Origin of the sequence: Actinophytocola sp., from assembly GCF_036378875.1 — a bacterium.
Taxonomy (GTDB): domain Bacteria; phylum Actinomycetota; class Actinomycetes; order Mycobacteriales; family Pseudonocardiaceae; genus Actinophytocola.
Map to the genome: position 1 here is coordinate 153,254 of NZ_DASUVO010000045.1, position 26,231 is coordinate 179,484.

At 69.6% G+C, this 26,231-nt stretch carries 23 protein-coding genes; 8 read left to right on the forward strand and 15 right to left on the reverse strand.

Translation table 11 applies throughout. The features are described from left to right. Window positions 1-36: 36 nt before the first annotated feature. Both VF106_RS12360 and VF106_RS12365 read right to left on the reverse strand, forming a co-directional pair. Window positions 37-1,692 (reverse strand): acetyl-CoA carboxylase carboxyltransferase subunit alpha, encoded by a 1,656-nt coding sequence (locus tag VF106_RS12360; protein ID WP_330839791.1) that lies wholly within the window; start codon window positions 1,690-1,692, stop codon window positions 37-39. Between the two features lie 83 nt (window positions 1,693-1,775). Beyond that, window positions 1,776-2,210: a MarR family winged helix-turn-helix transcriptional regulator gene (locus tag VF106_RS12365; protein WP_330839792.1), complete on the reverse strand. Its 435-nt coding sequence runs from the start codon at window positions 2,208-2,210 to the stop codon at window positions 1,776-1,778. A gap of 99 nt (window positions 2,211-2,309) precedes the next feature. On the opposite strand from VF106_RS12365, the gene VF106_RS12370 reads away from it, so the two are divergent. Beyond that, complete coding sequence (locus VF106_RS12370; RefSeq protein WP_330839793.1) at window positions 2,310-3,680, forward strand: MFS transporter; 1,371 nt, start codon at window positions 2,310-2,312, stop codon at window positions 3,678-3,680. 57 nt (window positions 3,681-3,737) lie between these two features. Here the strand turns inward: VF106_RS12370 and VF106_RS12375 are convergent, their stop codons facing one another. From VF106_RS12375 to VF106_RS12395, 5 genes are all read right to left on the reverse strand, one after another. Continuing rightward, the gene (locus tag VF106_RS12375) at window positions 3,738-5,552 is read right to left on the reverse strand and encodes a glycosyltransferase family 39 protein (RefSeq protein ID WP_330839794.1); all 1,815 of its coding nucleotides are present in this window, start codon (window positions 5,550-5,552) and stop codon (window positions 3,738-3,740) included. 5 nt (window positions 5,553-5,557) lie between these two features. Next, window positions 5,558-6,787, reverse strand: a complete 1,230-nt coding sequence (locus VF106_RS12380; protein ID WP_330839821.1) for a bifunctional glycosyltransferase family 2/GtrA family protein — start codon at window positions 6,785-6,787, stop codon at window positions 5,558-5,560. A 65-nt stretch (window positions 6,788-6,852) separates the two neighbouring features. Further along, the gene (locus VF106_RS12385) at window positions 6,853-8,649 is read right to left on the reverse strand and encodes a glycosyltransferase family 39 protein (protein ID WP_330839795.1); all 1,797 of its coding nucleotides are present in this window, start codon (window positions 8,647-8,649) and stop codon (window positions 6,853-6,855) included. Window positions 8,650-8,687: 38 nt separating this feature from the next. After that, a complete protein-coding gene (locus VF106_RS12390; RefSeq protein WP_330839796.1) occupies window positions 8,688-10,157 on the reverse strand; it encodes a sensor histidine kinase in 1,470 nt (489 codons plus the stop codon). Continuing rightward, window positions 10,135-10,857 (reverse strand): response regulator transcription factor, encoded by a 723-nt coding sequence (locus VF106_RS12395; RefSeq protein WP_330839797.1) that lies wholly within the window; start codon window positions 10,855-10,857, stop codon window positions 10,135-10,137. The genes VF106_RS12390 and VF106_RS12395 overlap by 23 nt, the downstream gene beginning before the upstream one ends. A 135-nt stretch (window positions 10,858-10,992) precedes the next feature. On the opposite strand from VF106_RS12395, the gene VF106_RS12400 reads away from it, so the two are divergent. After that, window positions 10,993-11,598, forward strand: coding sequence for a hypothetical protein (locus tag VF106_RS12400; protein ID WP_330839798.1), 606 nt, complete (start codon window positions 10,993-10,995; stop codon window positions 11,596-11,598). Between the two features lie 266 nt (window positions 11,599-11,864). Here VF106_RS12400 and VF106_RS12405 read toward each other — a convergent pair whose 3' ends face one another. Together VF106_RS12405 and VF106_RS12410 are read right to left on the reverse strand one after the other, a co-directional pair. After that, window positions 11,865-13,127 (reverse strand): lytic transglycosylase domain-containing protein, encoded by a 1,263-nt coding sequence (locus VF106_RS12405; protein WP_330839799.1) that lies wholly within the window; start codon window positions 13,125-13,127, stop codon window positions 11,865-11,867. 165 nt (window positions 13,128-13,292) lie between these two features. Continuing rightward, complete coding sequence (locus VF106_RS12410; RefSeq protein WP_330839800.1) at window positions 13,293-14,267, reverse strand: M14 family zinc carboxypeptidase; 975 nt, start codon at window positions 14,265-14,267, stop codon at window positions 13,293-13,295. Between the two features lie 66 nt (window positions 14,268-14,333). On the opposite strand from VF106_RS12410, the gene VF106_RS12415 reads away from it, so the two are divergent. Next, window positions 14,334-15,449: a Re/Si-specific NAD(P)(+) transhydrogenase subunit alpha gene (locus tag VF106_RS12415; RefSeq protein WP_330839801.1), complete on the forward strand. Its 1,116-nt coding sequence runs from the start codon at window positions 14,334-14,336 to the stop codon at window positions 15,447-15,449. Here VF106_RS12415 and VF106_RS12420 read toward each other — a convergent pair. The 4 genes from VF106_RS12420 to VF106_RS12435 are packed head-to-tail and all read right to left on the reverse strand — an operon-like array spanning window position 15,397 to window position 18,574. Further along, window positions 15,397-16,614: an MFS transporter gene (locus VF106_RS12420; RefSeq protein WP_330839802.1), complete on the reverse strand. Its 1,218-nt coding sequence runs from the start codon at window positions 16,612-16,614 to the stop codon at window positions 15,397-15,399. The two genes, VF106_RS12415 and VF106_RS12420, sit on opposite strands and share 53 nt — an antisense overlap. Window positions 16,615-16,620: 6 nt before the next feature. After that, on the reverse strand, window positions 16,621-17,334 hold the full coding sequence (locus VF106_RS12425; protein WP_330839803.1) for a hypothetical protein: 714 nt from the start codon (window positions 17,332-17,334) through the stop codon (window positions 16,621-16,623). Then, window positions 17,331-18,206, reverse strand: coding sequence for an ATP-binding cassette domain-containing protein (locus tag VF106_RS12430; RefSeq protein WP_330839804.1), 876 nt, complete (start codon window positions 18,204-18,206; stop codon window positions 17,331-17,333). Before VF106_RS12430 ends, VF106_RS12425 begins: the two co-directional genes overlap by 4 nt. Continuing rightward, on the reverse strand, window positions 18,203-18,574 hold the full coding sequence (locus VF106_RS12435) for a GntR family transcriptional regulator (RefSeq protein ID WP_330839805.1): 372 nt from the start codon (window positions 18,572-18,574) through the stop codon (window positions 18,203-18,205). Before VF106_RS12435 ends, VF106_RS12430 begins: the two co-directional genes overlap by 4 nt. A gap of 117 nt (window positions 18,575-18,691) precedes the next feature. Here VF106_RS12435 and VF106_RS12440 point away from each other — a divergent pair, with 117 nt between their 5' ends. Next, a complete protein-coding gene (locus VF106_RS12440; protein WP_330839806.1) occupies window positions 18,692-19,549 on the forward strand; it encodes a sugar phosphate isomerase/epimerase family protein in 858 nt (285 codons plus the stop codon). A 15-nt stretch (window positions 19,550-19,564) separates the two neighbouring features. Beyond that, the gene (locus VF106_RS12445; RefSeq protein ID WP_330839807.1) at window positions 19,565-20,968 is read left to right on the forward strand and encodes a M20/M25/M40 family metallo-hydrolase; all 1,404 of its coding nucleotides are present in this window, start codon (window positions 19,565-19,567) and stop codon (window positions 20,966-20,968) included. A gap of 147 nt (window positions 20,969-21,115) precedes the next feature. Here the strand turns inward: VF106_RS12445 and VF106_RS12450 are convergent, their stop codons facing one another. After that, entirely contained in the window at window positions 21,116-22,636 is a 1,521-nt protein-coding gene (locus tag VF106_RS12450; protein WP_330839808.1) for an Nramp family divalent metal transporter, read from the reverse strand. Window positions 22,637-22,756: 120 nt separating this feature from the next. On the opposite strand from VF106_RS12450, the gene VF106_RS12455 reads away from it, so the two are divergent. Beyond that, entirely contained in the window at window positions 22,757-23,581 is an 825-nt protein-coding gene (locus tag VF106_RS12455) for a PhzF family protein (protein WP_330839809.1), read from the forward strand. 105 nt (window positions 23,582-23,686) lie between these two features. Further along, complete coding sequence (locus tag VF106_RS12460) at window positions 23,687-24,238, forward strand: hypothetical protein (RefSeq protein WP_330839810.1); 552 nt, start codon at window positions 23,687-23,689, stop codon at window positions 24,236-24,238. 4 nt (window positions 24,239-24,242) lie between these two features. Here VF106_RS12460 and VF106_RS12465 read toward each other — a convergent pair whose 3' ends face one another. Further along, window positions 24,243-24,680 carry an FxsA family protein gene (locus VF106_RS12465; protein ID WP_330839811.1) on the reverse strand — a complete coding sequence of 146 codons (438 nt, stop codon included), beginning with the start codon at window positions 24,678-24,680 and terminating at the stop codon, window positions 24,243-24,245. Between the two features lie 87 nt (window positions 24,681-24,767). Here VF106_RS12465 and boxC point away from each other — a divergent pair. Continuing rightward, on the forward strand, window positions 24,768-26,231 hold a 1,464-nt coding region (boxC, locus tag VF106_RS12470), incomplete at its 3' end, for a 2,3-epoxybenzoyl-CoA dihydrolase (RefSeq protein WP_330839812.1).

A 26,231-nucleotide genomic window follows, 5' to 3' on the forward strand; every position in this document is an offset into this window, starting at 1 on the left:
GGTAGTGCCCTTCTGCGAATCGGGTGGTCAGGCGGGTCAGGCGCCGAAGGCCCGGAACCGGGCCCGGCGGCCGGCGACGAGCTGCTCGGGGGTCTGCGGGAGCAGCTCCCGCAGGCTCGTCAGCAGCGCGGCACGCAGGTTCTGGCCGGCGGCGACGTGGTCGGCCTGGGTGCCGCCGTCCGGCTCCGGCACGATCCGGTCGACGATGCCGAGCGGTTCGAGCTCCGCCGCGGTCATCCGCAGTGCCGCCGCGGCTCTCGGCGCCGCGGCCGGGTCGTGCCACAGGATCGACGCGCACCCTTCCGGGCTGATCACCGAGTACACGGCGTTCGCGCAGATCAGCACGTGGTTGGCGACGCCGAGCGCGAGGGCGCCGCCGCTGCCGCCCTCACCGGTGACCACGCTGACGACCGGCACGGGCAGCGTGGACATCAGCCGGAGGTTCTCGGCGATCGCGATGGCCTGACCGTGCTGCTCCGCCTCCTTGCCGGGGTACGCGCCGGGCGTGTCGATCAGCGCGATGACCGGGATGCCGAGCTTGGCCGCGAGCCGCATCAGCCGCGCGGCCTTGCGGTAGCCGGCCGGCGTCGGCATGCCGAAGTTGCGTGCGGAGAGCTCGGCCGCCGTGTGCCCCTTCTGGTGACCGACCACCACGACGGGGATGCCGGCCAGCCGGCCGAGCCCGCCGACGATCGCGGTGTCCTCCGCGCCGAGCCGGTCGCCGCGCAGCTCCTCGAAGTCGTCGAGCAGCAGGCCGAGGTAGTCCAGCGTGGTCGGCCGGTTCAGGTCCCGCGCCCGCTGCACGACCTCCCACGGGTCTCTTTGAGCGACGCTCTCCGCGCTCGTCCCGACGGGTTGTTCGTCGGGCACCGCCGGGGTCTGGGGCGTGCCGATCGACAACAGCCGTGCGAGTGTGGGCCGCAGCTCCTGTCGGGGCCGGATGAGGTCGATCAGGCCGTTGGCCAGCAGGAACTCCGCGGTCTGGAAGTCCGGCGGGAGCGTCTGCCTGATCGTCTGCTCGATGACCCGCCGCCCCGCGAAGCCCAGCCGTGCCGCGGGTTCGGCGATGATCACGTCGCACAGGGTCGCGAAGGAGGCCGCCACGCCGCCGAAGGTCGGGTCGGTGACCAGCGAGATCGTCAGCAGACCGGCCTCGTCGAGCTGACCGAGCATCTGGCTGGTCTTCGCCATCTGCATCAGCGCGAGGGCGCCTTCCTGCATCCGTGCGCCCCCGGAGGCGGTGACGATCAGCAGCGGGATCCGCCGGCGCAGCGCGGTCTCGCCGGCGAACGTGATCAGCTCACCGACCGCGCCGCCGAGGCTGCCGCCCATGAACCCGAAGTCCATGACGGCCACGACCAGCGGGTTTCCCTCGATCGCACCGGCCGCGCACACCACCGCCTCGTCGAGCCCGGTGCTCTTCCGCGCGCTCGCGAGCCGCACCGGGTACGGCTTGGAGTCGACGAACCCGAGCGGGTCGGTCTCCTTCACGGGGAGGCTGAGCGGCTCCACCGAGCCGGGGTCGAGCAGTTGCTCGACCCGCTGACGGGCACTCACGCGGTGGTGGTGCCCGCAGTCCGGGCACACCCGCAGGCCGCGGTCGAGGCGCTTGCCGTAGACCAGGGAGCGGCACTTCGGGCAGCTCACCCACTCGATTTCGGCGTCGGCGGCCGTGGTGACTGCGACGGTCACGGCAACCCTCCTCGTGATGGGGTGGTGAACCGAGACTCGCCGGGCCGTCTACAAGACGGCTCAAGGATCAGTCGACCACTCCATCAGCCCTTCTTCGTGCGGAGGCCCTCCGCCAGTGCCTCCAGGGCGGGAAGCGCGCCCAACAGGGCGTCGGTGACGTCGGGGGACAGGCCGTCCAGGATCTTGGCCACCGTCGCCGTGCGCGAGGCGATGATCCGCTGGTGCACCTCGTGGCCCGTGTCGGTGGCCGCCAGGTGCACCGCGCGCTGGTCGGCCGGGTTGGGCAGCCGGCGGACGAGGTCGTCCTCGACCAGCTTGCCGACCACCCGGGACAGCATCGTCGGGTTGAGGCCCTCGATGTCGGCCAGCTCGGTCATGCCGATCGGGCCGCGGTGGGAGACCAGGGCGAGGACGGACGCCTGGGTGGGTGTCAGGTTCTCGCTGACCGGTGCGGCGTTGAGCAGTCGTGCCAGCCGGCCGATGACGCGGCGCAGGCGGGTCACGTTCTCGGCATCCACGTCCTGTCTCCCGAATTGACTGGTTGGTCACAGACATCTAGTTGCTTGCCGGCAAGCAACTTATTCTGTGTGCTTATGGGGATGCGAAGCATAGGAGTAGTGGCACCGGTCGACATTCCTGCGCAGGCTCTTCCCCGTCGCCACCTGGTGTTCGCGGTCGTCGCCATGGCCCTGTTCATGTCGTCGATGGATCAGACCATTGTCGCGACCGGGTTGAACGCGATCCAGGCCGATCTGGGCGCCGAGCTGACCTGGAGCGGCTGGACCATCACGATCTACTCGCTCGGCCAGATCATCGCGATGCCGCTTGCCGGCAAGCTCGGCGATCATTTCGGGCGCAAGAAGGTCTTCCTGGTCGCCGTCGCCGTGTTCGTCTCGGCATCGCTCGCATGCGGGCTCGCCGGCAACATCTACGTGCTGGTGGCGCTGCGCGCGGTGCAGGCACTGGGTGGCGGCGCGTTCATCCCGGCGGCCACCGGCATCATCGCCGACCACTACGGGCCGTCCCGCGACCGGGCGGTCGGCATGTTCACGTCGATCTTCCCGATCGGCGGGATCCTCGGCCCGATCCTCGGCGGCGTGTTCGTCACCTACGCCTCGTGGCGCACGATGTTCCTCGTCAACGTGCCGATCGGGATCGTGCTGCTCCTGTTGGGCTGGCGGCTGATCCGCGAGACCGCGCGCCGGCCGACCGAGCGCATCGACGTGCGGGGCCTGGTGTTGCTGGCGTTCATGATGCTGTCCGCCATGTACGGCCTGACGAACCTCGACCTCGGCGTGACGAGCCCGTGGTTCCTGGTGCCGTTCCTGGTCGGCATGGTGCTCCTGTGGCTCTTCGCCTGGCACACCGTCCGCGCACGTGCGCCGTTCATCCCCATGAACCTGTTACGGGGCAACGGGTTCGGCGTGATGAACGTGCTGAACCTGTTGTTCGGCGGCGCCGCCATCGGGTTCGGCGCGCTCGTGCCGCTGTACGCGGAGGAACGGTTCCACCTCGACGCGATGGAGGCCGGCACCGTGCTGACCGCGCGGGGTGCCGGCATCATCTGCGTCGCCGCCCTGGCGGTGCTCACGCTGCGCCGGCTGGGCTGCCGGATCCCCATGGCGGTCGGCTTCGCCCTCATCGTGGCGGGCTTCGCGTTGATGGCGTTCCCGCCCCCGGGCGCCGACGGCTACCTGTGGCTGATGGTGGCGGCCGGCATCACCGGGATCGGCATGGGCGTCTCGGTGCCGGCGTCCAACAACGCGGGACTGCAACTGGCGCCGGACCAGATCGCGTCCATCGCCGGTCTGCGCGGCATGTTCCGCCAGAGCGGCTCGATCATCGCGGTCTCGGTGATGACCGCCGTCGCCACCAACAGCAGCAACCCCGCGATGGCCCAGGCACACGGATTCCTTGTGCTGTCCGCACTCCTGCTGGCGGCGACCCCGCTGATCTTCATCATCCCGGACCAGCGCGGCCGGTGGTAAAGCGATGAAGGACGCCCTCGTCACGCTGGCGGTGAGGAGGGCGTCCTTCATCGCGGGTCAGCCGCGCAGGTCGTAGACCGTCGCGTTGCCGACCGTCTGGGAGGTGTAGTTGGCCTCCACCCACTGGGCGATCTCGGAGTTGCCGCCCATGCCGCCACCGCCCATGCCGCCGCCGGCGACGTAGTAGGCGATCCGGCCCTCGGACACGTACTGCTGGAACTGCGCCAGCGTCGGTGCCGGGTCGCCGCCGTTCCAGCCGCCGATCGCGATGACCGACCTGCCGCTGGCCAGCTCCAGGTTCGCCGCGGACGTGCCGCCGGTCGTGGCCGCCGCCCACTCCGTGTCGGTCGACGACAGCAGCGCCGCCAGCTCGCTCGACGCCGACTCGCCGCCCATGCCGCCACCGCCGCCGATGCCGCCGCCGTCCGAAGAGGACACCGGGCCGGACAGCGGGATCGAGCCGGAGTGCGGCTCCGCCGCGGTCGCCACCGAGAACGCGCCCGTGCCCAGCAACGCGGTCACCACACCGGCCACCGCCAGTGCGCGGGTCTTCATCCCGACGGCGAGCGCGGTCGCGATCAGCACGGCGGCCACGACGATCACCCACCGCAGCCACGGCAGCCAGTCCGGGTACCGGTCCAGCAGGATGTACGTCCAGATGCCCGTGACCGCCATCATCGCGGCCAGCACGTACCGGACCGGCGGGTGCGAACGGCCGCGCCACAGCTCCCGTGCGCTGATCGCGCCACCGGCGGCGATCGCCGGCGCCAGTGCCACCGAGTAGTACGGGTGGATGATGCCGCTCATGAAGCTGAACACCGCCGCGGTCACCACGAGCCAGCCACCCCACAGCAGCAGCGCGGCACGCGTGCGGTCGGTGCGGGGCGCCCGCCGCGTGAACCACAGCCCGGCGGCCAACCCGATCAGCGCGGCCGGCAGCAGCCACGAGACCTCGTTGCCGAACGCGGCGCCGAACATGCGGCCGATACCGGACTCCCCGCCGAAGCCGACGTTGCCGCCGCCCATGCCGCCGCCACCGCCGGACATGTTGCCGTCACCGCCGAAGATCCGGCCCAACCCGTTGTAGCCCAACGCCAACTCCAGCACCGAGTTGTCGGTCGAGCCCGCGATGTAGGGCCGGGAACCGGCCGGCCACAACGCGACCAGCGCGATGTACCAGCCGGTCGACACGATCACGGCGCCGGTCGCGGCCGCGAGGTGCGCGATCCGCTTGCCCAGCGTGGTCGGCGCCGCCAGCAGGTACACCAGACCCATCGCCGGCAGGGTCAGGAAGCCCTGCATCATCTTGGTCAGGAACGCGAACCCGATGGCCGTGCCGACGAGCAGCAGCCACTTCAGGCTCGCCTTCTCGACGGCCCGGATCGTCGCGTACGCGGCCGCGATGAGCAGCAGCACCAGCAGCGGGTCCGGCAGGTTGAAGCGGAACATCAGCGTGGCCACCGGGGTCAGCGCGAGCGCCGTGCCGGCGAGCAGGCCGGCGACCTGACCGGACGTCCGCTTGACCGCCGCGTACAGCAGCCACACCGAGGCAACGCCAGCAAGCGCTTGCGGGGCCAGCACGGTCCAGCTGTTGAACCCGAAGATCCGGGCGAACAGGCCGGACAGCCACAGCGACGCGGGGGGCTTGTCGACGGTGATGACGTTGCCGGCGTCGAGGGAGCCGAACAGCCACGCCTTCCAGCTCTGCGACGCGGCCTGTGTCGCGGCGGCGTAGTAGCTGTTGCCCCAGCCGGTCGCGGTGAGGTTCCACAGGTACAGCGCGGCGGTGCCGGCGAGGAGAAGCAGCACCCACGGCCGCTGCTTGCGTGGCGCCGGAGCCGCATGGGCCGGCGCTGCCTGCGGTTTGACCATGGTGATCAACGTGCGCTCATTTCGGTCTGGCGGCGCGGGTGGAACACCCAGCCGCGGAGAAGAAGGAACCGCAGCACGGTGGCCGCGAGGTTGGCGAGGACCAGCACGGCCAGCTCGAGCGCCTGGTGGGGCGTGGTGAGCCCGTGCAGGATGGCGAGCGAGCCGGACGTCAGCGCCAGCCCGAGGCCGAACACGATGAGCCCCTCGAACTGGTGCCGCATGGCGTCCGTGCTGCCGCGGACCCCGAACGTGAACCGCCGGTTGGCCGCCGTGTTGCCGATCGCGGTGAGCCCCAGTGCGACGAAGTTCGCGCCCTGCGCGCCCAACCCGTTGCGCAGCACCATGTACAGCACCAGGTAGGCGAGCGTGGAGACCACCCCGACGGTCGCGAACCGGACGAGCTGGGACAGCAGTCCGGCTTTCGGCGCGTTCCTGCCGAGTTGCTGGCGCAGCTCGGCGACGGGGATCCGGCCGCTCGCGAAACCCCGTGCCAGCCGCGCGATGCCCTTCAGGTCGGCGACCGCGGTGGACACGATGTCGACGCGGCTGTCCGGGTCGTCCACCCAGTCCACCGGCACCTCGTGGATCCGCAGGCCGCTGCGCTCGGCCAGCACGAGCAGCTCGGTGTCGAAGAACCAGCCGGTGTCGCTCACGTGTGGCAGCAGCTTCGCCGCCACGTCCGCCCGGATCGCCTTGAACCCGCACTGCGCGTCGGAGAACCGGGCGGCCAGCGCACCCCGCAGGATGAGGTTGTAGCAGCGGGAGATGAACTCCCGCTTCGGGCCACGCACCACCCGCGACCCCCTGGCGAGCCTGCTGCCGATCGCGAGGTCCGAGTGGCCGGACAGCAACGGCGCGACCAGCGGGTACACCGCGTTGAGATCGGTGGACAGGTCGACGTCGAGGTAGGCGAGGACAGCCGCGTCGCTCGCCGACCAGACCTGGTGCAACGCCCGCCCTCGGCCCTTTTCCGCCATGTGCACCGCGGTCACCTCGACGAACTCGCTGGCGAGGTCGTCGGCGATCAGCGCGGTGCCGTCCGTGCTCGCGTTGTTCGCGATGGTGATCCGGAACCGGTAGGGAAAGCTGCCGGCGAGGTGGGCGTGTAGCCGGCGGACACAGGGGCCGAGGTCCCGCTCCTCGTTGAACACGGGTACGACGATGTCGAGCACCGGGGTCTCCCCATCGGGGTCGATGGCCTCCCGGTCGGTGGGGTTGGGCACTGTGAGCGTCATGGTGTCCACGTTCGGGCAGTCCGCTGGGACGCCCGTGTGGCTCTCCTGTGCGAACGCTGTGTGTGTCATGAAAGGTCGTAGGCTGTGACGCCGTCGACGGTCTTGGCCGTGTAGTTGTCGGCCACCCATTCGGCGATCTGTGCGCCCGCGTCGCTGCCGCCTGAGGCCGTGCTGGACATGCCGCCGTCACCGATGAAGTACCGGACCTGTCCATTTTGGACCATTTGCTGGAACTGGGCGAGGGTCGGGTACGGGTCGGTGCCGTTGAACCCGCCAACGGCGAGCACGGGCTTGCCGGACGCCAGCTGGTAGCCGGCCGCGTTGTTCGAGCCCACGGTCGCCGCGGCCCACGTGTGGTCGCCGCTGTCGGACAGCAACGCGGCCAGCTCGTCACCGACGGACGGCGCGTCGAGCAGCCCGCTCATCCCGCCACCCATGCCGCCTCGACCGCCTCCGGGGCCGCCGCCCCCGCCGAAGCCGCTGCCTGACGGGCCCGCGGCCGGGATCGCGCCGGTGTGCGGCGCGGCCGCGGTTTCGAGCGAGTACACCGCCGGTCCGGCCAGCGCCACGACCACCGCGAGCGCGGCCACCCACAGGTTCCGCTCGACGACCAGCAGCAGACCCGCCGCCGCGAGACCGATCACCAACAGCACCATGTTGTCCAGCAGCATGTACGTCTCCAGCGCCGCGAGCGCCACCGCGCCCGAGATCACCGCGACACCCACGAATCCCTTGCGCCACAACGCGACCGAGCCGATGCCGATGACGGCGGCGAGCGCGGGGGCCAGCGCGACGGTGTAGTACGGGTGGATGATCCCGTTCATGTAGCTGAAGACACCCGCGGTGACCACGAGCCAGGTGCCCCACAACACCAGGGAGTGGAACGCCGCGTCCTTGCGCCAGCGCGTACTTTCTCCGGAGGAGCCGGACAATGTCGCCCACAAACCGCCGGCCAGCAGCACGATCGAGGCCGGCAGCAGCCATGCGATACCACCGGCCATCTCGCCGGTGAGAAGTCTGAACCAGCCTGTCGTGCCCCAGTTGCCTCCGGCGCCGACGCTGCCGACCTCGTCACCGGTGAGCCGGCCGAACCCGTTGTAGCCGAACGTCAGCTCCAGCACCGAGTCCGTCTGCGACCCGCCGATGTAGGGCCGGTCGCCGGCCGGCCACAGGTACACCAGCAGCACCCACCAGCCGCCCGCGACCACCATCGAACCGAAAGCCGTTGCCAGACCGAGGATCCGCCGCCGCTTCGCGCCGATGAGGTACGCCAGCCCGAACGCCGGCAACACCAGGAACGCCTGCCCCATCTTCGTGAGGAACCCGAACCCGACGCACGCCCCGGCCAGCACGAGCCAGCGCATCCGCCCGTCGTCGATGGCCCGCACGGTCGCGTAGGCGCCCGCGGTCAGCAGCAGCGCGAGCAGCGCGTCCGGGTTGTTGAACCGGAACATCAGCACGGCCACCGGGGTCAGTGCGAGCACCGTCCCCGCCAGCAACCCGGCCGTCTCGCCGGCAACCCGCTTGACCGCCGCGTACAGAAGCCAGACGGTCGCGACGCCCATCAGCGCCTGCGGGACCAGGATGCTCCACGCGTTCACGCCGAACAGCCGCGCCGACAACCCCATGACCCACACCGACGCGGGGGTCTTGTCGACGGTGATCCCGCCGGCCGCGTCGGTGGCGCCGAACAGCAGCGCCTTCCAGCTCGCGGCACCGGCCTGCGCGGCGGCCGAGTAGTACGCGTTCGCCCACCCGGAGGCGCCGAGCCCCCACAGGTAGAGCACTCCGGTCGCGGTCAACAGCAAGGGGAGCGCCGGCCGGATGCGTGTTCGGCGCACAGAAGGGGCGATCGTCGTCATGACACCAAACTGCTCAGCGTTGCTGAGCGGTGCCTTGGTCAAATCTGTGGACGAGCTGTGCGCGGCAACCGCACCATGAACTGGGTCAGCCCGGGACCACTGCGCACACTCACGTGACCGTGGTGTGCCTGCACGACCGCCGCCACGATGGCCAGCCCCAGGCCGGTGCTGCCGGCCGCGCGGGAACGGGACGAGTCGCCGCGGGCGAACCGCTCGAACACCTCCGGCAGCAGGTCGGGGGGAATGCCGGGCCCGTTGTCGGTGACCATCAGCAGCGCTTCGTTGCCGTTTGTCGACAGTCCAACCGTGACAGTCGTGCCGGGCGGGGTGTGTGTTCGGGCGTTGGACAGGAGGTTCGCCACCACCTGGTGCAGCCGTGCGTCGTCGCCTGCGGTCGTGACCGGTTCCGGCGGCAGGTCCAGCCGCCACACGTGGCCCTGGCCGGCGATCTGGGCGTCGCTCACCACGTCGACGACCAGCCGGGACAGGTCGACCGTCGAGTACTCGAGCGGCCGGCCGGAGTCCAGGCGGGCCAGGAGAAGCAGGTCCTCGACGAGCGTGGTCATCCTGGCGGCCTCGGACTCGACGCGGGAGAGCGCGTGCGAGACCTCGGGCGTGACGTCGTCGTCGCGGCGCCGGATCAGCTCGGTGTACCCGCGGACGGCGGCGAGCGGCGTGCGCAGCTCGTGGCTGGCGTCGGCGACGAACTGGCGCACGCGGGTCTCACTCTCGTGGCGGGCGACGAGCGCGTCCCGCACGTTGCCGAGCATGCGGTTGAACGCGAGCCCCACCTGACCGACCTCGGTGTGGGGGTCGGTATAGCGTTTCGGCACCCGCTCGGCCAGCTCCACCTCACCCTGGTCGAGGGACAGTTCGGCCACTTTGGACGCCGTCGCCGCCACCCGCTGCAACGGATCCAGCGCTCTTCGCACGATGAACGCCCCCGCGCCCGCCGCGGCCAACAGCCCGGCGAGCGCCACCCCACCCATGATCAACCCGGCGGTCAGCAGCGTTTCGTTCACCTCGGACATCGGACGCCCGGTGACGATCACATCGCCATTGGGGCCTGTCACCGAGAGCACGCGGAACTCGCCGAGGTCACCGACAGTCTGGGTATGCGGTTTGCCGTCCGAAGGTACGTCGAAGAGGATGGCCGTCTCGGCAGAGGTCAGTGCCTGCGGGCCGGTTCTGGTCTGCAGCACGGCTTGCGCTCCGCGTGCGTCGTTCCACGCGTTGATCGTGCCGGAGGACTGTCCCGGCGCGCCCCCAGGGCCGACCTCATCGGGTGCGGGCCCGTTCTGCGGAGGCCTCTCGCGGAACAGCACGACCCGTGTGCTCGACTCCTCCAACCGTTCGTCGAGCTGGTTGATGAGGAAAGCCCGCAGGGCGACCTCCGTCACCAGCACGATGCACACACAGACCAGGGCCAGCAGAACGATCTGCTCGAAGATGAGCCGTCGCCGTAACGACCACGACTCGACGCCCTTACGCTCCTGGCTTGAGGACATATCCGGCGCCTCGCATGGTGTGGATCATCGGCGTCCGGCCCGCGTCGATCTTCTTGCGTAGGTAGGAGATGTAGAGCTCGACGATGTTGGCCTGCCCGCCGAAGTCGTAGTTCCACACGCGGTCGAGGATCTGTGCCTTCGACAGCACACGTCTCGGGTTGCGCATGAGGTATCGCAACAGCTCGAACTCGGTGGCGGTCAGGTCGATCTCCTCGCCGCCCCTGGTGACCTCGCGGCTGTCCTCGTCGAGGGTGAGGTCACCGACCACAAGGGACGCTCCGGCGGTCGCCTCGGTCACGCCGGTGCGGCGGAGCAGGGCACGCAGGCGGAGGGTGACCTCCTCCAGGCTGAACGGCTTGGTGACGTAGTCGTCGCCGCCCGCGGTGAGACCGGCGATGCGGTCCTCGACGGCGTCCTTGGCAGTGAGGAAGAGGACCGGCAGGTTCGGCAGGTCCGCGCGCATGCGCCGCAGGACCTCGAAACCGTCGATGTCCGGCAGCATGACGTCGAGAACGACGGCGTCGGGCCGGAACTCGCGGGCCGTGCGCACCGCGGCAAGGCCGTCCGATGCGCTCTTGATCTCCCAGCCCTCCAGACGCAACGCCATCGACACGAGTTCGGCCAACGTGGCCTCGTCGTCGACGACCAGGACCCGGACGGGTTGCCCGTCGGGTCGCCGCAGCTCACTCCGCTCCACCATGGGTGTCATCGTGATACATGGAGGTGTGGGTCCGCTAAGTGAAACCTGTGGATTTCCTGTGCCGGGGCGAATGTCACAGGGGTTGCCAACAGTGAACACAGGTCGTCCACAGGTTCTCCACGCACGGTGTCTGCTATGAGTACCGAACAGACCGATTCGACGACGGAGCAGCCGGCCGTGAGCCAGCAGCCGACCGCCGAGTGGGGTGCCCCGCCGCCCCCGGCCGCGCCACGTTCGAAGTGGACGGTGAAGCGCACGTTGATCGCCGTGGTGGTCGCGGTCGGCATCGCGGGCGCCGGCGGTGCCGCGATCTACGCGGCGAGCGGCTCGGTGGACAACACCCAGGGCGGCGGCCCCGGCGGCATGCGTGGCGGCCCGGGCGGTGGCCCAGGCCAGATGATCGTGGGCGGCCCGATGGGCGGCGACGTCCAGCACGGCGAGTTCCAGACGGGCGAGGTCACCGCCATCTCGGACGACTCGATCACCGTCAAGAGCGAGGACGACTACGAGCAGACGTACGTCATCGACGACAACACCCAGGTGGCGAGCGGCATCGCCGAGGGCGACCAGGTGACGGTCATCGCCACGACGGAGAACGACAAGGCCACGGCCGAGACGGTCATGGAGTTCGGCAACATGCCAGGCGGAGGCACCCGCCGTGACGGCACCAACGGCGGCAACGGCACGCCCCCGTCCGGTGGCAACACCCCACCGAGCAACGCCCCGAACGGCGGCAACTAACCCCGCGGCTCCCTCCGGCCCCGCGCGAGTCCAACACAGGAGACCCGCGAGTCGCGCGTTCGGCCCCCGCGAGTCGCGCGTTGGGCCCCTGCGAGTTGCGCGTTGGGCCCCTGCGAGTTGCGCGTTCAGCCCCTCCGAGTTGCGTTTTCGAGTACAGCCTCGTGTTCCCGAAAACGTAACTCGCAGGGGCCGGAAGCGAGACTCGCAGGGGCCGGAAGCGAGACTCGCGGGGGCCGGAAGCGAGACTCGCGCGTTTTGTGTGTGAACTACGCGGGGGCGGGGGCCTCTGGGGTGGCCAGTTCCAGCTCCAGCACGCAGTTCGGGTCCTCGCCGAGTAGGCCGCCGACCAGGTCGTTCACCAGGTCGCCCACGGTGTCCGTCGGGTCGCACTGCTCGGGCGCCGGTGGGTCCTGCGCCGGTGGCGGGGTCGGGTCCGTGGTCGGCGGTGGCGTGCCCGGGTCCGCGGTCGCGGGTGGTGGCGTGGCCGGTGGGGTCGTCGGGGGTGGCTCCGTCGGCGGTGTCATCGGCGGCTTCGTTGGCGGTGGCTCTGTCAGCGGAGGTGTCGTTGGTGGCGGTGTCGTTGGCGGTGGTTCCGTTGGCGGTGGCGGCGTCGTCGGCGGTGGTGTGGTCGGGGGTGGGGTCTGGGTCAGGGCGTCCACCGGGGTCTCGGGCACGCCCAGGATGTCCTCCACCGAGACCATGCCGTTCCGGTAAACGGCCATCCACGAGCGGACCAGGGACAGGTAGCTCGTCGAGTGGTTGTAGCTCAGGATCGCCTCGTCCAGGCCCTGTGGCGTGCCCAGGTCGCGGTTCGCCGCGCACAGGTACCTGGCCGCGGCCAGGGAGGCGTCGTACACGTTCTGCGGGTCGAGCTGGCCGTCGACGTTGCCGTCCGCCCCCCAGCGCGCCCACGTGCCCGGGATGAACTGCATGGGCCCCACCGCGCGGTCCCACGACGTGTCGCCGTCGAACTCGCCGCCGTCGGTGTCGGCGATCGCGGCGAACGGGCCGCCGTTGAGCACCGGGCCCAGGATGGGCGTCAGCGTGCGGCCGGTCTCGTCCACACGGCCGCCGCGTGCGTGGCCCGACTCGACCTTGCCGATGGCGGCCAGCAGCTCGAGCGGGATGTGGCAGTTCGGCTGCAGCATGTTCGTGCGCTCGACGGCCCGCTGGTACGCGGCCAGCACGGCCGCCGGGACGCTCCCGGTCGTCGTCGCCGGCACGTCGGCGCCGACGAACCGGCCGCTCGTCAGATGAGTCTCGACGTCGGGAAACCGCATCGTGGGCAGCGTGCCACCGTCCGCTGACGCGGGCAGCGGCACCGGCTCCGCGGGTGGTGCCGGCGGCTCGGGCGCCGCCTGAACTGTCGACGACGCGGCCGACGCCGCCAGCACCACGGCGCTCATCGCGATCAACCCGCTGGACGGGACGCGCAGCCGGTGCCTGCCCTGCCCCGCGGTGGGCCACGCGAACATGTTCGCCCGCCGGCCCCTTCTCCGGTGCTGTGCCCTGCTGCTCTTGCTCGCCAAGCCGATCCACCCCTTCGATCCACCTGTCCGTCGGCGAACCCACGTCAGTAGAGCATCGGGGCGACACGCAGATAGCGATCAAGACACAGCCGTACCCGATGGGGCAGCCAAGGCAGCCTCATCGGTGACGGGGCCCTGCCCGGAGCGTCAGGACCAGGGGAAAGATCAGTCGGTGATGCCGCGTGCCGGGTCGCCGCGTGGCGGGATGGCGTCGGCACGGGCCGGGTCCACCCGATCGAGTGAACCGTCGGCCGCGGTCTGGACCACGGCCAGCATCGCCACGTACGCCGCCCGGATCTGTGACTGCTCGTCGTCGATCGCGCTCAGCTCCAACAGCACGCTGGCGCTGCCGCGCAGCCCGTACGCGTTGCGGGCGATGCCCTCGTAGTCGCCGCCCGGGTACTGGCTCACGTTGCCGCCGGCGAGGCGGTCGATGGACTGCTGGGCCACCACCGTGACCCGTTTGGCGTCGTCCACCAGCGCGGGCGACACGCCCGTGTTGGTGGGCCACAGCACCGACGCGGTGATCTCCCGTCCCTGTTCGTCCCGGTACCGGCCCTGCATGTGGTAGTCGATCACGATGTCCGGCCGGAACTCGGTGTACGCGCGCTGGATGTGCCCGGCCTCGGTCGCCGGGTTGTCGTCCGGCGCGAGCGTCGGGTTGTGGTAGCGGTTGATGTCGTAGCCCTTGCCCTGCTCGCCGAACTCGGGGACGGCGTCCGGGTCGAAGTTGTACCGCCAGTCACGCACGTGCCCGTCCGGGTTAGCTCGAACGATGACGTCGACCGTGACGCGGGACAGCAGCCAGCGATGCCACCCGGTGGTGGGCAGGCCGACCGTCCGGAGGAACTCCACGGCGGCTGGGGTGCCGAGCGGCTCGTCACCGTGTTGCTGCGTGACGTACTGGATGCGGACTGGCCCGTGTCCGACGCGCGCGGCCCACACGGGCCGGCCCTCGTTCGTCGCGCCGATGGACCGGACCGCGATGCGGCCATGGCTTTGTCGCGCGAGCGTTTTCAGCGTCGCGCCGAGGACCTCGTTGGTGGGGCGGGGGTCGATGGTGGGTGGGGCGGCCTGTGCGGGCGCGCTGAAGGAAAGCAGCGCCACGGTGGCAGCCGCCAGCGTGAGCAGGGTGCGCATGAAGTCCAACGTGTCACCGCGGCAAGCGACTGACAAGAGCCGCACGGACAATTACAGTCACGCAGTGTGAAGGTCGCCATTGCTGCTGAGACGAGATCCGGTGAGCGGCGGGTGGCACTGGTACCGAACCTCGTGTCGCGCCTGACCGGTGCGGGCTTCGAGGTCGCGGTCGAGCCGGGCGCCGGTGCCGCCGCCCACCATTCCGACGACGACTACCGCGCGGCCGGTGCCGACGTGACGCCCGACGCGGTGTCCGGCGCCGCCGCGCTGCTGGGGGTCCAACCACCGACGGAGGCGCAGGTCGACACCCTCGCCGACCACGCGGTGGTGATCTCCTTCCTGCCGCCCGCCCAGGAGTTGGGGCTGGTGACGACGCTGCGGGACGCGAACGTGTCGGCGTTCTCGATGGAGCTGGTGCCGAGGACGTCGCGGGCGCAGTCGATGGACGCGCTGTCCTCGCAGGCGCTGGTCGCGGGTTACCGCTGCGCGATCGTGGCGGCGGAGCGGCTGCCCCGGTTCTTCCCGTTGCTGATGACGGCGGCCGGCACGGTGGCGCCGGCCAAGGTGCTGGTGCTGGGTGCTGGCGTCGCCGGTCTGCAGGCCATCGCCACCGCACGGAGGCTCGGCGCGGTGGTGCGGGCGTACGACGTGCGTGCCGCGGCGGCCGAGGAGGTCCGCAGTGTCGGCGCCGAGTTCGTGGAGCTGGAGCTGCCGCCGCTGGAGGGCGCGGGCGGTTACGCGCGGGAGATGACCGAGGACCGCGCGGCGAAGCAGCTGGAGCTGCTGGCCCCGCACGTGGCCGAGGCCGACGCGTTGATCACGACGGCCGCCGTGCCGGGCCGGCGCGCACCACTTCTGGTGACCCGCGAGATGGTGGCGGCTATGCGACCGGGTTCCGTGGTGGTGGACTTGGCCGCCGAGCAGGGCGGCAACGTCGAGGGCGCCGTACCGGGCGAGGAGATCGCGGTCGGCGGCGTACGGGTGTGGGGCGGTGCGAACGTGCCGAGCCAGATGCCGGCGCAGGCGAGCCAGCTGTATTCGACGAACGTGGTGAACCTGTTGCTGCACATGGCATCCGAGGGAAAACTCGCACTGGACCTGGACGACGACATCGTGTCGGGCTGCTGTGTCACCCACGACGGGAAGGTCCACCACGCCCCGACGCGGGAGCTGCTCTCCTGAGCGCGAGTGCGGTAACCGCGGTGGCCAGTGTGCCGAGGCCGCCGGCGACGATCAGAGTCACCGGCGGCGAGGTGAGGTCCAGCAGCACGCTTCCGCCCACATAGGACAGTGCGGCGGCCGCGCCGATCGCGCCGTACAGGTTGCCGAACACCCGGCCCAGCATGGCCACCGGCACCAGGCGGGGGAGAAGTGTGTTCGTGGCGACGTCCATTGCCGCGATGCCGAGGCCGCGTACGGTCTGCACGGTGAATGCCGCCGCCACCGCCCATGCCACACCGGTCAGCAGGTTGCCGACGCTGCTCACCGCGAAGCCCGCGATCAGCAGCACGGTCATCGGCACCCGCCCGCCCAGTGTGGACAGCAGGGCGTAACCCGCCAGCAGCCCGATGCCCACTGCCGCAAGGAGAAGCGCCACCGCCCCGTCGCCGGCGCCGAAGGTGTCCTGCGCCAGGAACACCAGAGCCACGTCGTCCACGCCGTTACATGCCACCACAGCACAGAAACCGAGCGCGATCACCCGAACCGCCTTGTGTGACCGGATGAACCGCAGGCCGTCCAGCGCCGAGCCCAGCAGCCCGGCTTCGGTTTCCCGCCTCATCGCCGGCACCGCCAGCAACAGCAAGGCGGACAACCCGAAACTCGCCGCGTCCACCAGCAACACCCCTGGCACGCCGATGACCCCGACGAGTGCCGCGGCGAGCAGCGGCCCCAGCACCTCACCGCCGTTGGCGCCGAACCCCAACAACGCGTTGGCCGCCGGCAGGTCCTTGTCCGCCACCAATGCCGGCATCGCCGCCCGCGACGCGGGCAGGAACACCTGACCTGCGACCGCCCGCAGCGCGACCAGCACCAGCAGCACGGGCAGCGGCGGCAGGGTGAGCGCGATCGCCAGCACCAGCCCGCCCTGCGCGACCTCCGCCGCGATCATCAGGCGCCGCAGGTCGAACCGGTCGCTGAGCGCGCCGGTCAGCGGGCCGAGCAGGGACGGGGCGAAGTCGCCGACCAGCAGCAGCAACGCGACCGCGAGCGCGTCCCCGGTCCGGTCGGCGACCAACAGCATGAGCGCGACGAGGCTGAGCGCGTCCCCGGTCAACGACACGATCCGCGCGGCGGCGAGGGCGCCGAAGGGCCGATTGGTCCGTACCAGGCGGATCGCGTCGGTCACGGCCGGTCAGGCTACCTTCGGCCGCATCGGCATGTCGCGCACGATTCCCCAGATCGCCACGCACCCGATCGCGATCCCGGCCAGGCCGAGGCCGATACCCGCCAGCGTCGTCACCCGCAACGACTCCACCACGGTGCGGAGGAACGGCACGGTGACGACGTCCACGATGAACTCGCTCGGCGCGATGATCAGCAGTCCAATGGGGATGGTCACCAGTCCCAGGACGGCGTCGCGGTTGAACGCGGCGCTGAGCAGCACACCCGCGATCGCCCACAGCAGCAGCATCAGCGTGAACGGCCCGACATAGCCGAGGACATCGGGGATCGAGTCGAGCAGAGGCGAGTCCTCCCTGCGCGGTGGCCAGCCCGTCAGCGCGTACACGCCACGCTCGAGCAGGTAGCCGAGCACCACCAGCACCGCGTAGACAACCGAAAGCCCTACGAGGTAAGGGAAGAGTTGCCGGAGGAAGTCCCGCCTGGTGCGGCCGTGGGCGATGTGCATGCGCAGGTACGAGCTGATCGCGTCGACGCCGAGGCCGAACGCGATCCACCGCAGGAACTGCGTCGCCACGTAGTGCCAGTAGCTCCGGTCGACCTCGCCCCACACCGAGATTCCGACCGCGACCACCAGCGTCACCCCCAGCAGCGCGGCACAGGTGAGTGCCGCGAAGTACAGGTGCGCGGTCAGCATGATCCGCATCGTCGGCCAGCGCCTGGTCATCGTGATCCCCCGGAAGTCAGATGTACGAACAGGTCCTGCAGCGCGATGGGGCCGAGGTCGAGTCCGACCTGCTTCGCCTGTGCGCGGCGTTTGTCGTCCAGTGGCCCGTACACCATCGCGGACTTGGTGCTTCCCAACGTCTTCTCGCCGAGCACCTCGAGCCCCAGCGTGAACGAGTCGACCAGTGCGGCGTCCCCGGTGACGGCGGCGCCGGCCGCGCGCAGCGTGTCCGCTTCCTCGTGCAGCAGCAGCCGGCCCTCGTCGAGGATCAGCACGTCCTCGAACAGCGAGCCGACCTCCTCGATCAGGTGCGTGGAGATGATCACCATGCGCGGGTGTGCCATCACGTCGGCCAGCAGCGCGTCGTAGAACGCGTACCGGGACGGCGCGTCCAGGCCGAGGTAGGACTCGTCGAAGACCGTCAGCGGCGATCGGGACGCCAGGCCGATCGTGACGCCGAGCGCGCACCGCTTGCCGTGTGAGAGCGCCTTGGGCTGCTTGTTCCTTCCTACCTCGAACAGGTCGAGCAGCGTGGCCGCGTACTCGGCGTCCCAGCCGGGACGCAGTTGGCCGGCATAGCGGATCAGGTCGCGCACGTTCTCCGCTGGCGACACGGCGTCACCGGTGCCGCGGACCAGGCACGTCTTCCCCATTGCGGTCGCGTTCTCGAACACCGGTTCGCCGTCGATCAGGACGGTGCCCGCGGTCTGGCGCTCATAGCCGGCCAGTATCGACAGCAGTGTGGTCTTGCCTGCCCCGTTGCGCCCGAGCAATCCACAGATCTTGTTGCCCGACAAGGAAAAGCTCACGTCGGTGAGCGCCTCGACCGCGTCGAACCGTTTGCCGAGGCCGCTCACCTCGATCTCCGTCATCGTTCCCCCTCGCGTGACAGCTCGTTGATCCGCTCGATCAGCTCCGGCAGCTCGATGCCGATGGCCCTCGCCTGCGCGACCATGGGCTCGACGACGTCGGTGAAGAAGCTCTTGCGGCGCCTGGCACGCAGCGTCTCGCGTGCCTGCGGGCTCACGAACATGCCGATGCCCCTTCGCTTGTAGAGGATCCCGTCGTCGACCAGTTGCTGGAACGCCTTGTTCACGGTGGCCGGGTTGATCCGGTGGAACGCCGCGTACTTGTTGGTCGACATCACCTGCTCGTCGCCGGCAAGCGCGCCGCTCAGCACCTCTGCCTCGATCTGATCGGCGATCTGCCGGTAGATCGGGCTGCGGTCGTCGAACACCACGGGCACCGCCTGGTCAGTTGGTTCATTACTCCACTAATGAACCATGCAAGTGCCGTCGTGGTCAAGCGCCGGTTTGGCGTCTAGCAGGAAAGCGCTTTCTCAGGTACTTTCCGAATCATGGACAATGGAGTCACGAGACGAAGAGTCCTGACCCTGCTCGGTGCCGGGGTGGCCACCCTCGGCGCCGCGGGCGTGGCGGAGGCAGACGTGGACACCGCCGGGCGCTGCCGGCGCATACCCCGCCAGGGCATCGGCATGCACCTCTACACCGTCCGGAACATCCTCAACGCCGACCCGCTCGGCACGCTGAAGGCGCTCGCCGACATCGGCTACAAGTGCGTCGGCGTCAGCTCGTTCAACCGTCCCGCGGCCGAGATCCGGGACATGTGCGCGGAAACGCGGCTCAACCCGGTCATCCTGCACGTCGCCCACGCCGACATCACCGGCAACTGGGCCGCCAAGCTCGCCGACGCCAAGACCATCGGCGTGAAGTGGGTGGTGCTGTCGTCGTTCCCCACCAGCATGTACACCGTCGAGGGCATGCGGCTGGGTGTCCAGCAGCTCAACGAGGCGGGCGCCGCGGCCCGTGAGCTGGGCATGGGCATGCTGCACCACAACCACGACAACGAGTTCCGGGTGGTGGACGGCATCCGGCTGTCGGACATCCTGTTCGGCGAGACCGACCCGCGGCTCGTCGACTTCGAGCTGGACCTCGGCTGGGCGTCGAAGGCCGGCATGGACGGCCGGCGGCTGTTCGCCGACAACCCGAGACGGTTCCCGGTCCTGCACGTCAAGGACCACGACGCCGCGGGTGCGTGGACGGACGTGGGCTCCGGAGTGATCGACTTCGGCCGGATCTTCGAGATGGCCCAGCGTGCGGGCGTCCGGTACTGGCTGGTGGAACGGGACGACCAGCCCGCGCCCCTGGACACCGCGAGAAACAGTTTCGAGCACCTAGCCGCACTGCGGTTCTAGGTGTAGGCAAGGAGGATGACGGAAAACTCACGGCGCACGTTCATCACGGCTACCGTCGCGGCTGGCGGCGCGGTGCTCGCCGGGGTGCCGGCCGTCGCCTCGGCGGCGGAGGAGTCCGGCGGTCGGCCACCCCTGTCCCAGCAACCGGACCGGGAGCTGCGGGCCATCATGCGCGAGGTGGATCCCAAGCGCATCGAGGCGATCATCCGCAAGCTCGTCTCCTTCGGCACAAGACACACACTGTCCACACAGGACGACCCGAACCGGGGCATCGGCGCCGCGCGGGACTGGATCCTCGCGGAGCTGGGTCGGTACGCGGCCGCGTCCGAAGGCCGGATGACCGTCGCGCTCCAGTCCTACATCCAGGAACCGGTCCCGCCGAGGATCCCGGTGCCCACGAGGATCACCAACGTCGTCGCCACGCTACGGGGATCCGTTACGCCAGAACGGGTCTACGTGGTGTCCGGCCACTACGACTCGCGCGTCACCGACGTGCTGAACGCCGTGGCCGACGCGCCGGGCGCCAACGACGACGCGTCCGGCGTCGCGGTGTCGATGGAGCTGGCCCGGATCATGGCCACCCGTCGCCCCGAGGCGACCATCGTGTTCGCGGCGGTGGCCGGCGAGGAGCAGGGCCTGTTCGGCGCCCGACACATGGCGGCGCAGTTCAAGGCCGCCGGCACGGACGTGCAGGCCATGTTCACCAACGACATCGTGGGCAGCAGCCGCGCGGACGACGGCACCGTCGACGCGCACACCGTGCGGCTGTTCGCGGAAGGTGTGCCCACGGCGGAAACCCCGGCGGAGGCGGCGACCCGTCTCTCGGTCGGCGGCGAGAACGACTCACCGCCGCGCCAGCTGGCCAGGTTCGTCCGCGAGGTGGCGGTCAACCGCGACACGGACATGAACGTGCGGGTGATCTACCGGCGCGACCGGTACCTCCGCGGCGGCGACCACATCGGCTTCCTGGAACAGGGCTATCCGGCGGCCCGCTTCTCCGAGCCGAACGAGGACTTCGCGCACCAGCACCAGGACGTGCGGGTCGAGAACGGCAAGCAGTTCGGTGACCTGGTGGAGTTCTGCGACTTCCAGTACATCGCGCGGGTGGCGAGGGTGAACGCGGCGACGCTGTGGACCCTGGCGAACGCCCCGGGCACCCCGAAGAACGTGCGGGTACGCACGAGCGCCCTCACCAACGACACCGAGCTGGTGTGGAACCGCGGCACCGAACCGGACCTGGCCGGCTACGAGGTCGTCTGGCGCGAGACCACCGCTCCGGAGTGGACACACGTCGTCCGGGTCGGCGACGTGACCACCGCGACCATCGACCTGTCGAAGGACAACGTGTTCTTCGGCGTCCGCGCGGTGGACCGGGCAGGCCGCCGAAGCCCGGTGGCCTACCCGAGCCCACAAGCCTGACCCGCGCGAGTCCAACGTCCACGACCCGCGTGTCCAACATTCACGACCGGCGAGTTCAACAAGAGCTTGGGCAAGTGCCCACCCGTTTGTCGAACTCAGCGGTCTGTCGTGTTGGACACGCGGGTCTGTTGTGTTGGACACGCGAGGTCAGAAGGCGACCAGTGGGTTGCCGGTGATGAACTCGTAGGCGAAGTTCACGAAGAAGAAGCCGAAGAACAGCACGTTCAGCACGAGGATGACGTAGTGCCACGGGCGTGGACGTGCTGCCTTCGGTAGCCGGGAGTTCAGGTACATCAACACGAACGGGAACATCAGCGCACCGAAGTTCGACATGTTCGCGGAGATCCGCACCAGTTCCACCGGCAGCGCGAGGTGCAGCGCGGCCGCGATGACCACCAGCACCACGAGCATGTACGGGTAGTAGAACTTGCGCGGGTCGCCTTCGAGCCGGCGCCGCATCTTCGGGCTCGTCGCGTGCACCGCGTCGGTGAAGTTGCGGACCAGCGCCTCGAAGATGCCGAGCTGAGTGGAGAACAGGATCAGCACACCGACCCCGAGCATCAGGTAGAACACGAACGAGCCGTACTGGTTGCCGAGGTGTTCGGCGGTGAACGTCGGCACGTTCTCGGTGGTGGGTGTCTCGCCGGACGTGGTGACCACGTGGGCCATGAGGATCGTCGGCAGCAGCATGCCGATCATCGCGCCGCCGAAGAACACCACCCACAGGTCGATCATCAGCAGCCGGTACCAGCGCTTCCACCGCGTCTCGTTCTCCGGTGTGTCCGGGAACGTCACGCCGACCGGCCGCACCTCCTGCCGCTCACCCCGCATGCCGGAGAGGAAGCCGACCCGCGACCCCATGCCGTATCCCTTGTCGCGGTAGTGGTTCATCGCGTACCAGTTCAGCCCGGACGCGAGCGCGGTGAACCCGGCGAGCGCACCGAGTGTGGTCGCGGTGATGCCGGGCGGCGGAGCGGCCGGGGTGACGAGCCCGCGGACGCCCTCCCACCAGATCGACCACGGCACGACCGCCACGCACACCACGATCAACACCACCAGCAGCACGCCGACCATCACCCAGTTCGCCAGCTCGAGCGTGCGGGACACCTTGCGCGCCAACGCGGTGATGAGGAAGACGGTCAGCAGCAGTCCGATCGCGAGCAGCCGCACCCACTCGATCTCGCCGGGTTCGTGCGGCCGCCCGGTGATCAACGCGAACAGCCCCTGCCCCGCGCCGGCGGCCCATCCGCCGAAGATGAACGCGAAGTAGAAAGCGATGAGGGAGAACGGGATCCAGAGCTTCCAGCCGGGTGGCACGCGTCCGAACCCGACGATCGGCACCTCGCCGGTCGCGGTGACGTAGCGGGCGCACTCGACGTTGTAGAACGTCTGCAGGATCGCGGAAACCGTGATGACCCAACCGACGCCGACGAAACCGAACTCGCCGACGGCGCTGGGCCCGAGCAGCCATTCACCGCTTCCGATGGAGATGCCGAGCGCGATGAGGCTCGGACCGATCACGAACTGGACGATCTGCCGGACACCCAACCGGCTGACCTTGAACACTTCTTCCGGTTCCGGTAAGTCGGCGACCCCGAGCGGTGGGCGGCTGACACCGAGTGGATATTCCGTGGACTGGGGAGCGCGTTCATTGACATCTTCGGCCATGACGGACCTCCTCAGTCTGATCTAGCGCATGTGTCCTATCCCGTCAATTGCCACTTTTCCCAGGAATTGAAGAAGCTCTGCTCGGCCAGCCATTTCTCGTGGCGCGGCTAGGCTTCGGTCATGCGAGAGTTCCAGCAGGTCGACGTCTTCACCAGCACTCCGTACCTGGGCAACCCGGTTGCCGTGGTGCTGGACGGTTCAGGTTTGTCGACCGAGCAGATGCAGCGCTTCGCGCGGTGGACGAACCTGTCGGAGTCGACCTTCCTGCTGCCGCCGACCACAGCGGACGCCGACTACCGGGTGCGCATCTTCACCCCGACGACCGAACTCCCGTTCGCCGGGCACCCCACGCTGGGCAGCTGCCACGCCTGGCTTTCGACGGCGCCTTCGGCAGGCGACACGATCGTCCAGGAGTGCGGCGCCGGGCTGGTGACCATCCAGCGGGTGGACGGTCGTCTCGCGTTCGCCGCGCCGCCGCTGGTCCGCTCCGGCCCGGTGGACGACCCGCTGGTGACGCGGATCGCGGAGGTGCTGCGGCTCGACCGCGAGCAGATCGTCGACGTCCAGTGGGTCGACAACGGCCCCGGCTGGGTCGCGGTGCTGCTGGCCGACGCCGACGCGGTCCTGGCGGTGCGGCCGGGCAACGCGGAGAACCTGTACATCGGGGTCGCCGGCCCGCACCCGCCCGGCTCACCGGAGGCGTTCGAGGTGCGGGCCTTCTTCCCGGTGAACGGCACCACGGTCGAGGACCCGGTGACCGGCAGTCTGAACGCCTCGCTCGCCGAGTGGCTGCTCCGCACCGGCCGGGTGACCGCTCCGTACGTGGCACGCCAGGGCACGGTCCTGGGCCGTGCCGGCCAGGTCCACGTCTCGACCGACACCGAAGGCGCGATCTGGATCGGCGGCGACACCGTCACGTGCGTCACGGGCCACGTTCGACTATGACCGGGTCGTGACATAGGTCACTTACGCAGAGTGGTTGTCTGAGTTTGTCACCGTGATCATTTGTTCACCCTTCCGGAGTCAGTTTCCGTCGAAGGGAGCAAGTGAGTGAGATCGTTTTCTACTTCACGTATCACTTTTGTCGCGCTTCTCGTCGCCGCGCTGGTTGGGTTGTTCGGCGTGCCGGCGGCTAGCGCGGCGCCCGCCCCCACGGTGAACGCGCTGCCGTCCGTCCCGCTCGCCGGGACGTTCACCGACGCCACCGGTGCTACCGGTACGGCGACCGGCACCTTCACCCCGAACCAGTTCGTCGCTGACGGTGATCAGCTACTGGCCGAGGGCGTCGCTGACGTGACCCTCGTCGACTCGGCCGGGCAGGTCGTCGGCAGCCAGTCGCAGACCGTCCGGATGCCGGTCGACACCACCGCCATCGCGGCGTCCTGCGAGATTCTCGATCTGGTGCTCGGTCCGCTGGACCTCGACCTGTTGGGTCTGGTGGTCCACCTCGACCGTGTCCACCTGAACATCACCGCTGACAGCGGTCCCGGCAACCTGCTCGGCAACCTGCTGTGCGCGGTCGCCAACCTGCTGAACGGGCCGTCGCTCGACCTGAACGGCCTGGTCGCACTGCTGAACCAGATCCTGGCCATCCTGCGCTGACGGATCAGTCGTCGCGCCGCCCGTCGATGACGATCGCGTCGGCGGGCGGCTCGTCGACGATCTCGCCGTCCACCACGACATAGACCTGGCGCCGTGTGGTGGCCCGCCGCAGCAGGCGGCGCCGCACCAGCGCGCGGGTCGGCGGGAACAGCAGGAACAGTGCCGCCAGGTCGCTCACGAACCCCGGGAACATCACCAGGCCCGCCGCGACCGCGATCAGCACGCCGTCGGTCATCTCCGGGCTCGGGTCGCGGCGGTCGCGGATGGCGTTGTTGAACGACATGAGCGTGCGGAAGCCCTGCCTGCGCAGCAGTGCCACCCCCGCCATCGAGACCGCGACCAGCAGCAGGATCGTCAGCAGCACGCCGATCGTCTGGCCCACCGCGATGATCACGGCGAGCTCCGCGACGAGGCCGATGAGCAGCAACGCGAAGACAGGCATGCCCACACAACGCGCGAGCGGCGAAAAGAGTGCCGATCTTCTACATTACCTTGACGCCCAAAAGAGACGGTGTCGAGAATAAGGGGCATGGTGTCCTTCGACGCGCACCCCGACGGCTACCGGCACTGGCGGATGCGAATCGACGGCGACGTCGCCTGGCTGATCCTCGACGTCGACGAGCAGGGCGGCATCACCCCGGGTTACGAGCTGAAGCTCAACTCGTACGACCTCGGCGTGGACATCGAGCTGTACGACGCCACCCAGCGCCTCCGCTTCGAGCACCCGAACGTCCGCACGGTCGTCCTGACCAGCGGCAAGGACAAGGTCTTCTGCGCGGGCGCGAACATCCGGATGCTGGCCGCCGCGAGCCACGAGTGGAAGGTCAACTTCTGCAAGTTCACCAACGAGACCCGCAACGGCATGGAGGACGCCACCACGCACTCCGGCCAGACCTACCTCGCCGCGGTGAACGGCTCCTGCGCGGGCGGCGGCTACGAGCTCGCGCTGGCCTGTGACCACATCGTCCTGGTCGACGACAACTCCTCGACCGTCGCGCTGCCCGAGGTGCCGCTGCTGGGCGTGCTGCCCGGCACCGGCGGCCTGACCCGCGTCGTCGACAAGCGCGGCACCCGCAAGGACCTCGCCGACGTGTTCGCCACCCGTTCCGACGGCGTGAAGGGTCGCACCGCGGTCGAGTGGAAACTGGTCGACGAGCTGGCGCCGCCGAGAAAGTTCGACGAGGCGGTCACCGAACGAGCCAGGAAACTGGCCGAACGATCGAACCGGCCGAAAGGCACGCGGGGAATCGAGCTGACCCCACTGGAGCGCGACCGATATGTCACCTCGGTCATCGACGGGGAGGCCGGCACCGTCACGATCACGGTCCACGCTCCCGACACGGTGGGCGACCTCGGGCAGGGCGCGGAGTTCTGGCCGCTGGCCATGACCCGTGAGCTGGACGACCTGATTCTTCGCCTGCGCACCAACGAGCCAGAGCTGGGCACGTGGCTGATCAAGACAGCGGGCGACCCTTCCGTGGTGGTCGAGAACGAGCGCCTGTTGCGCGAGGACCACTGGCTGGCCAACGAGATCACGCACTACTACAAGCGCACACTGAAGCGGCTGGACGTGACGAGCCGCAGTCTGTTCGCGCTCATCGAGCCGGGTTCGTGCTTCGCCGGGATGCTGGCCGAGCTGGCGTTCGCGTGCGACCGGCAGTACCTGCTCGACGACCAGGACGCCGGCGAGCAGGGCCACATCCTGTTGACAGAGGCCAACTTCGGCCTGTTCCCCATGGGCAACGGCCTGTCGCGCCTGGAGTCCCGCTTCTACACCGACCCCGACGCGCTCGCCGCGGCACGCAAGGAGGTCGGTGTCGTGCTGGGCCCGGACGAGGTCACCGAGCTGGGCCTCGTCACCGATGTGCTCGACGACATCGACTGGGACGACGAGATCCGCATCGTCGTCGAGGGCCGCACGGCGTTGTCGCCGGACGCGTGTACCGGCATGGAGGCCAACCACCGTTTCGTGGGGCCGGAAACCATCGAGACC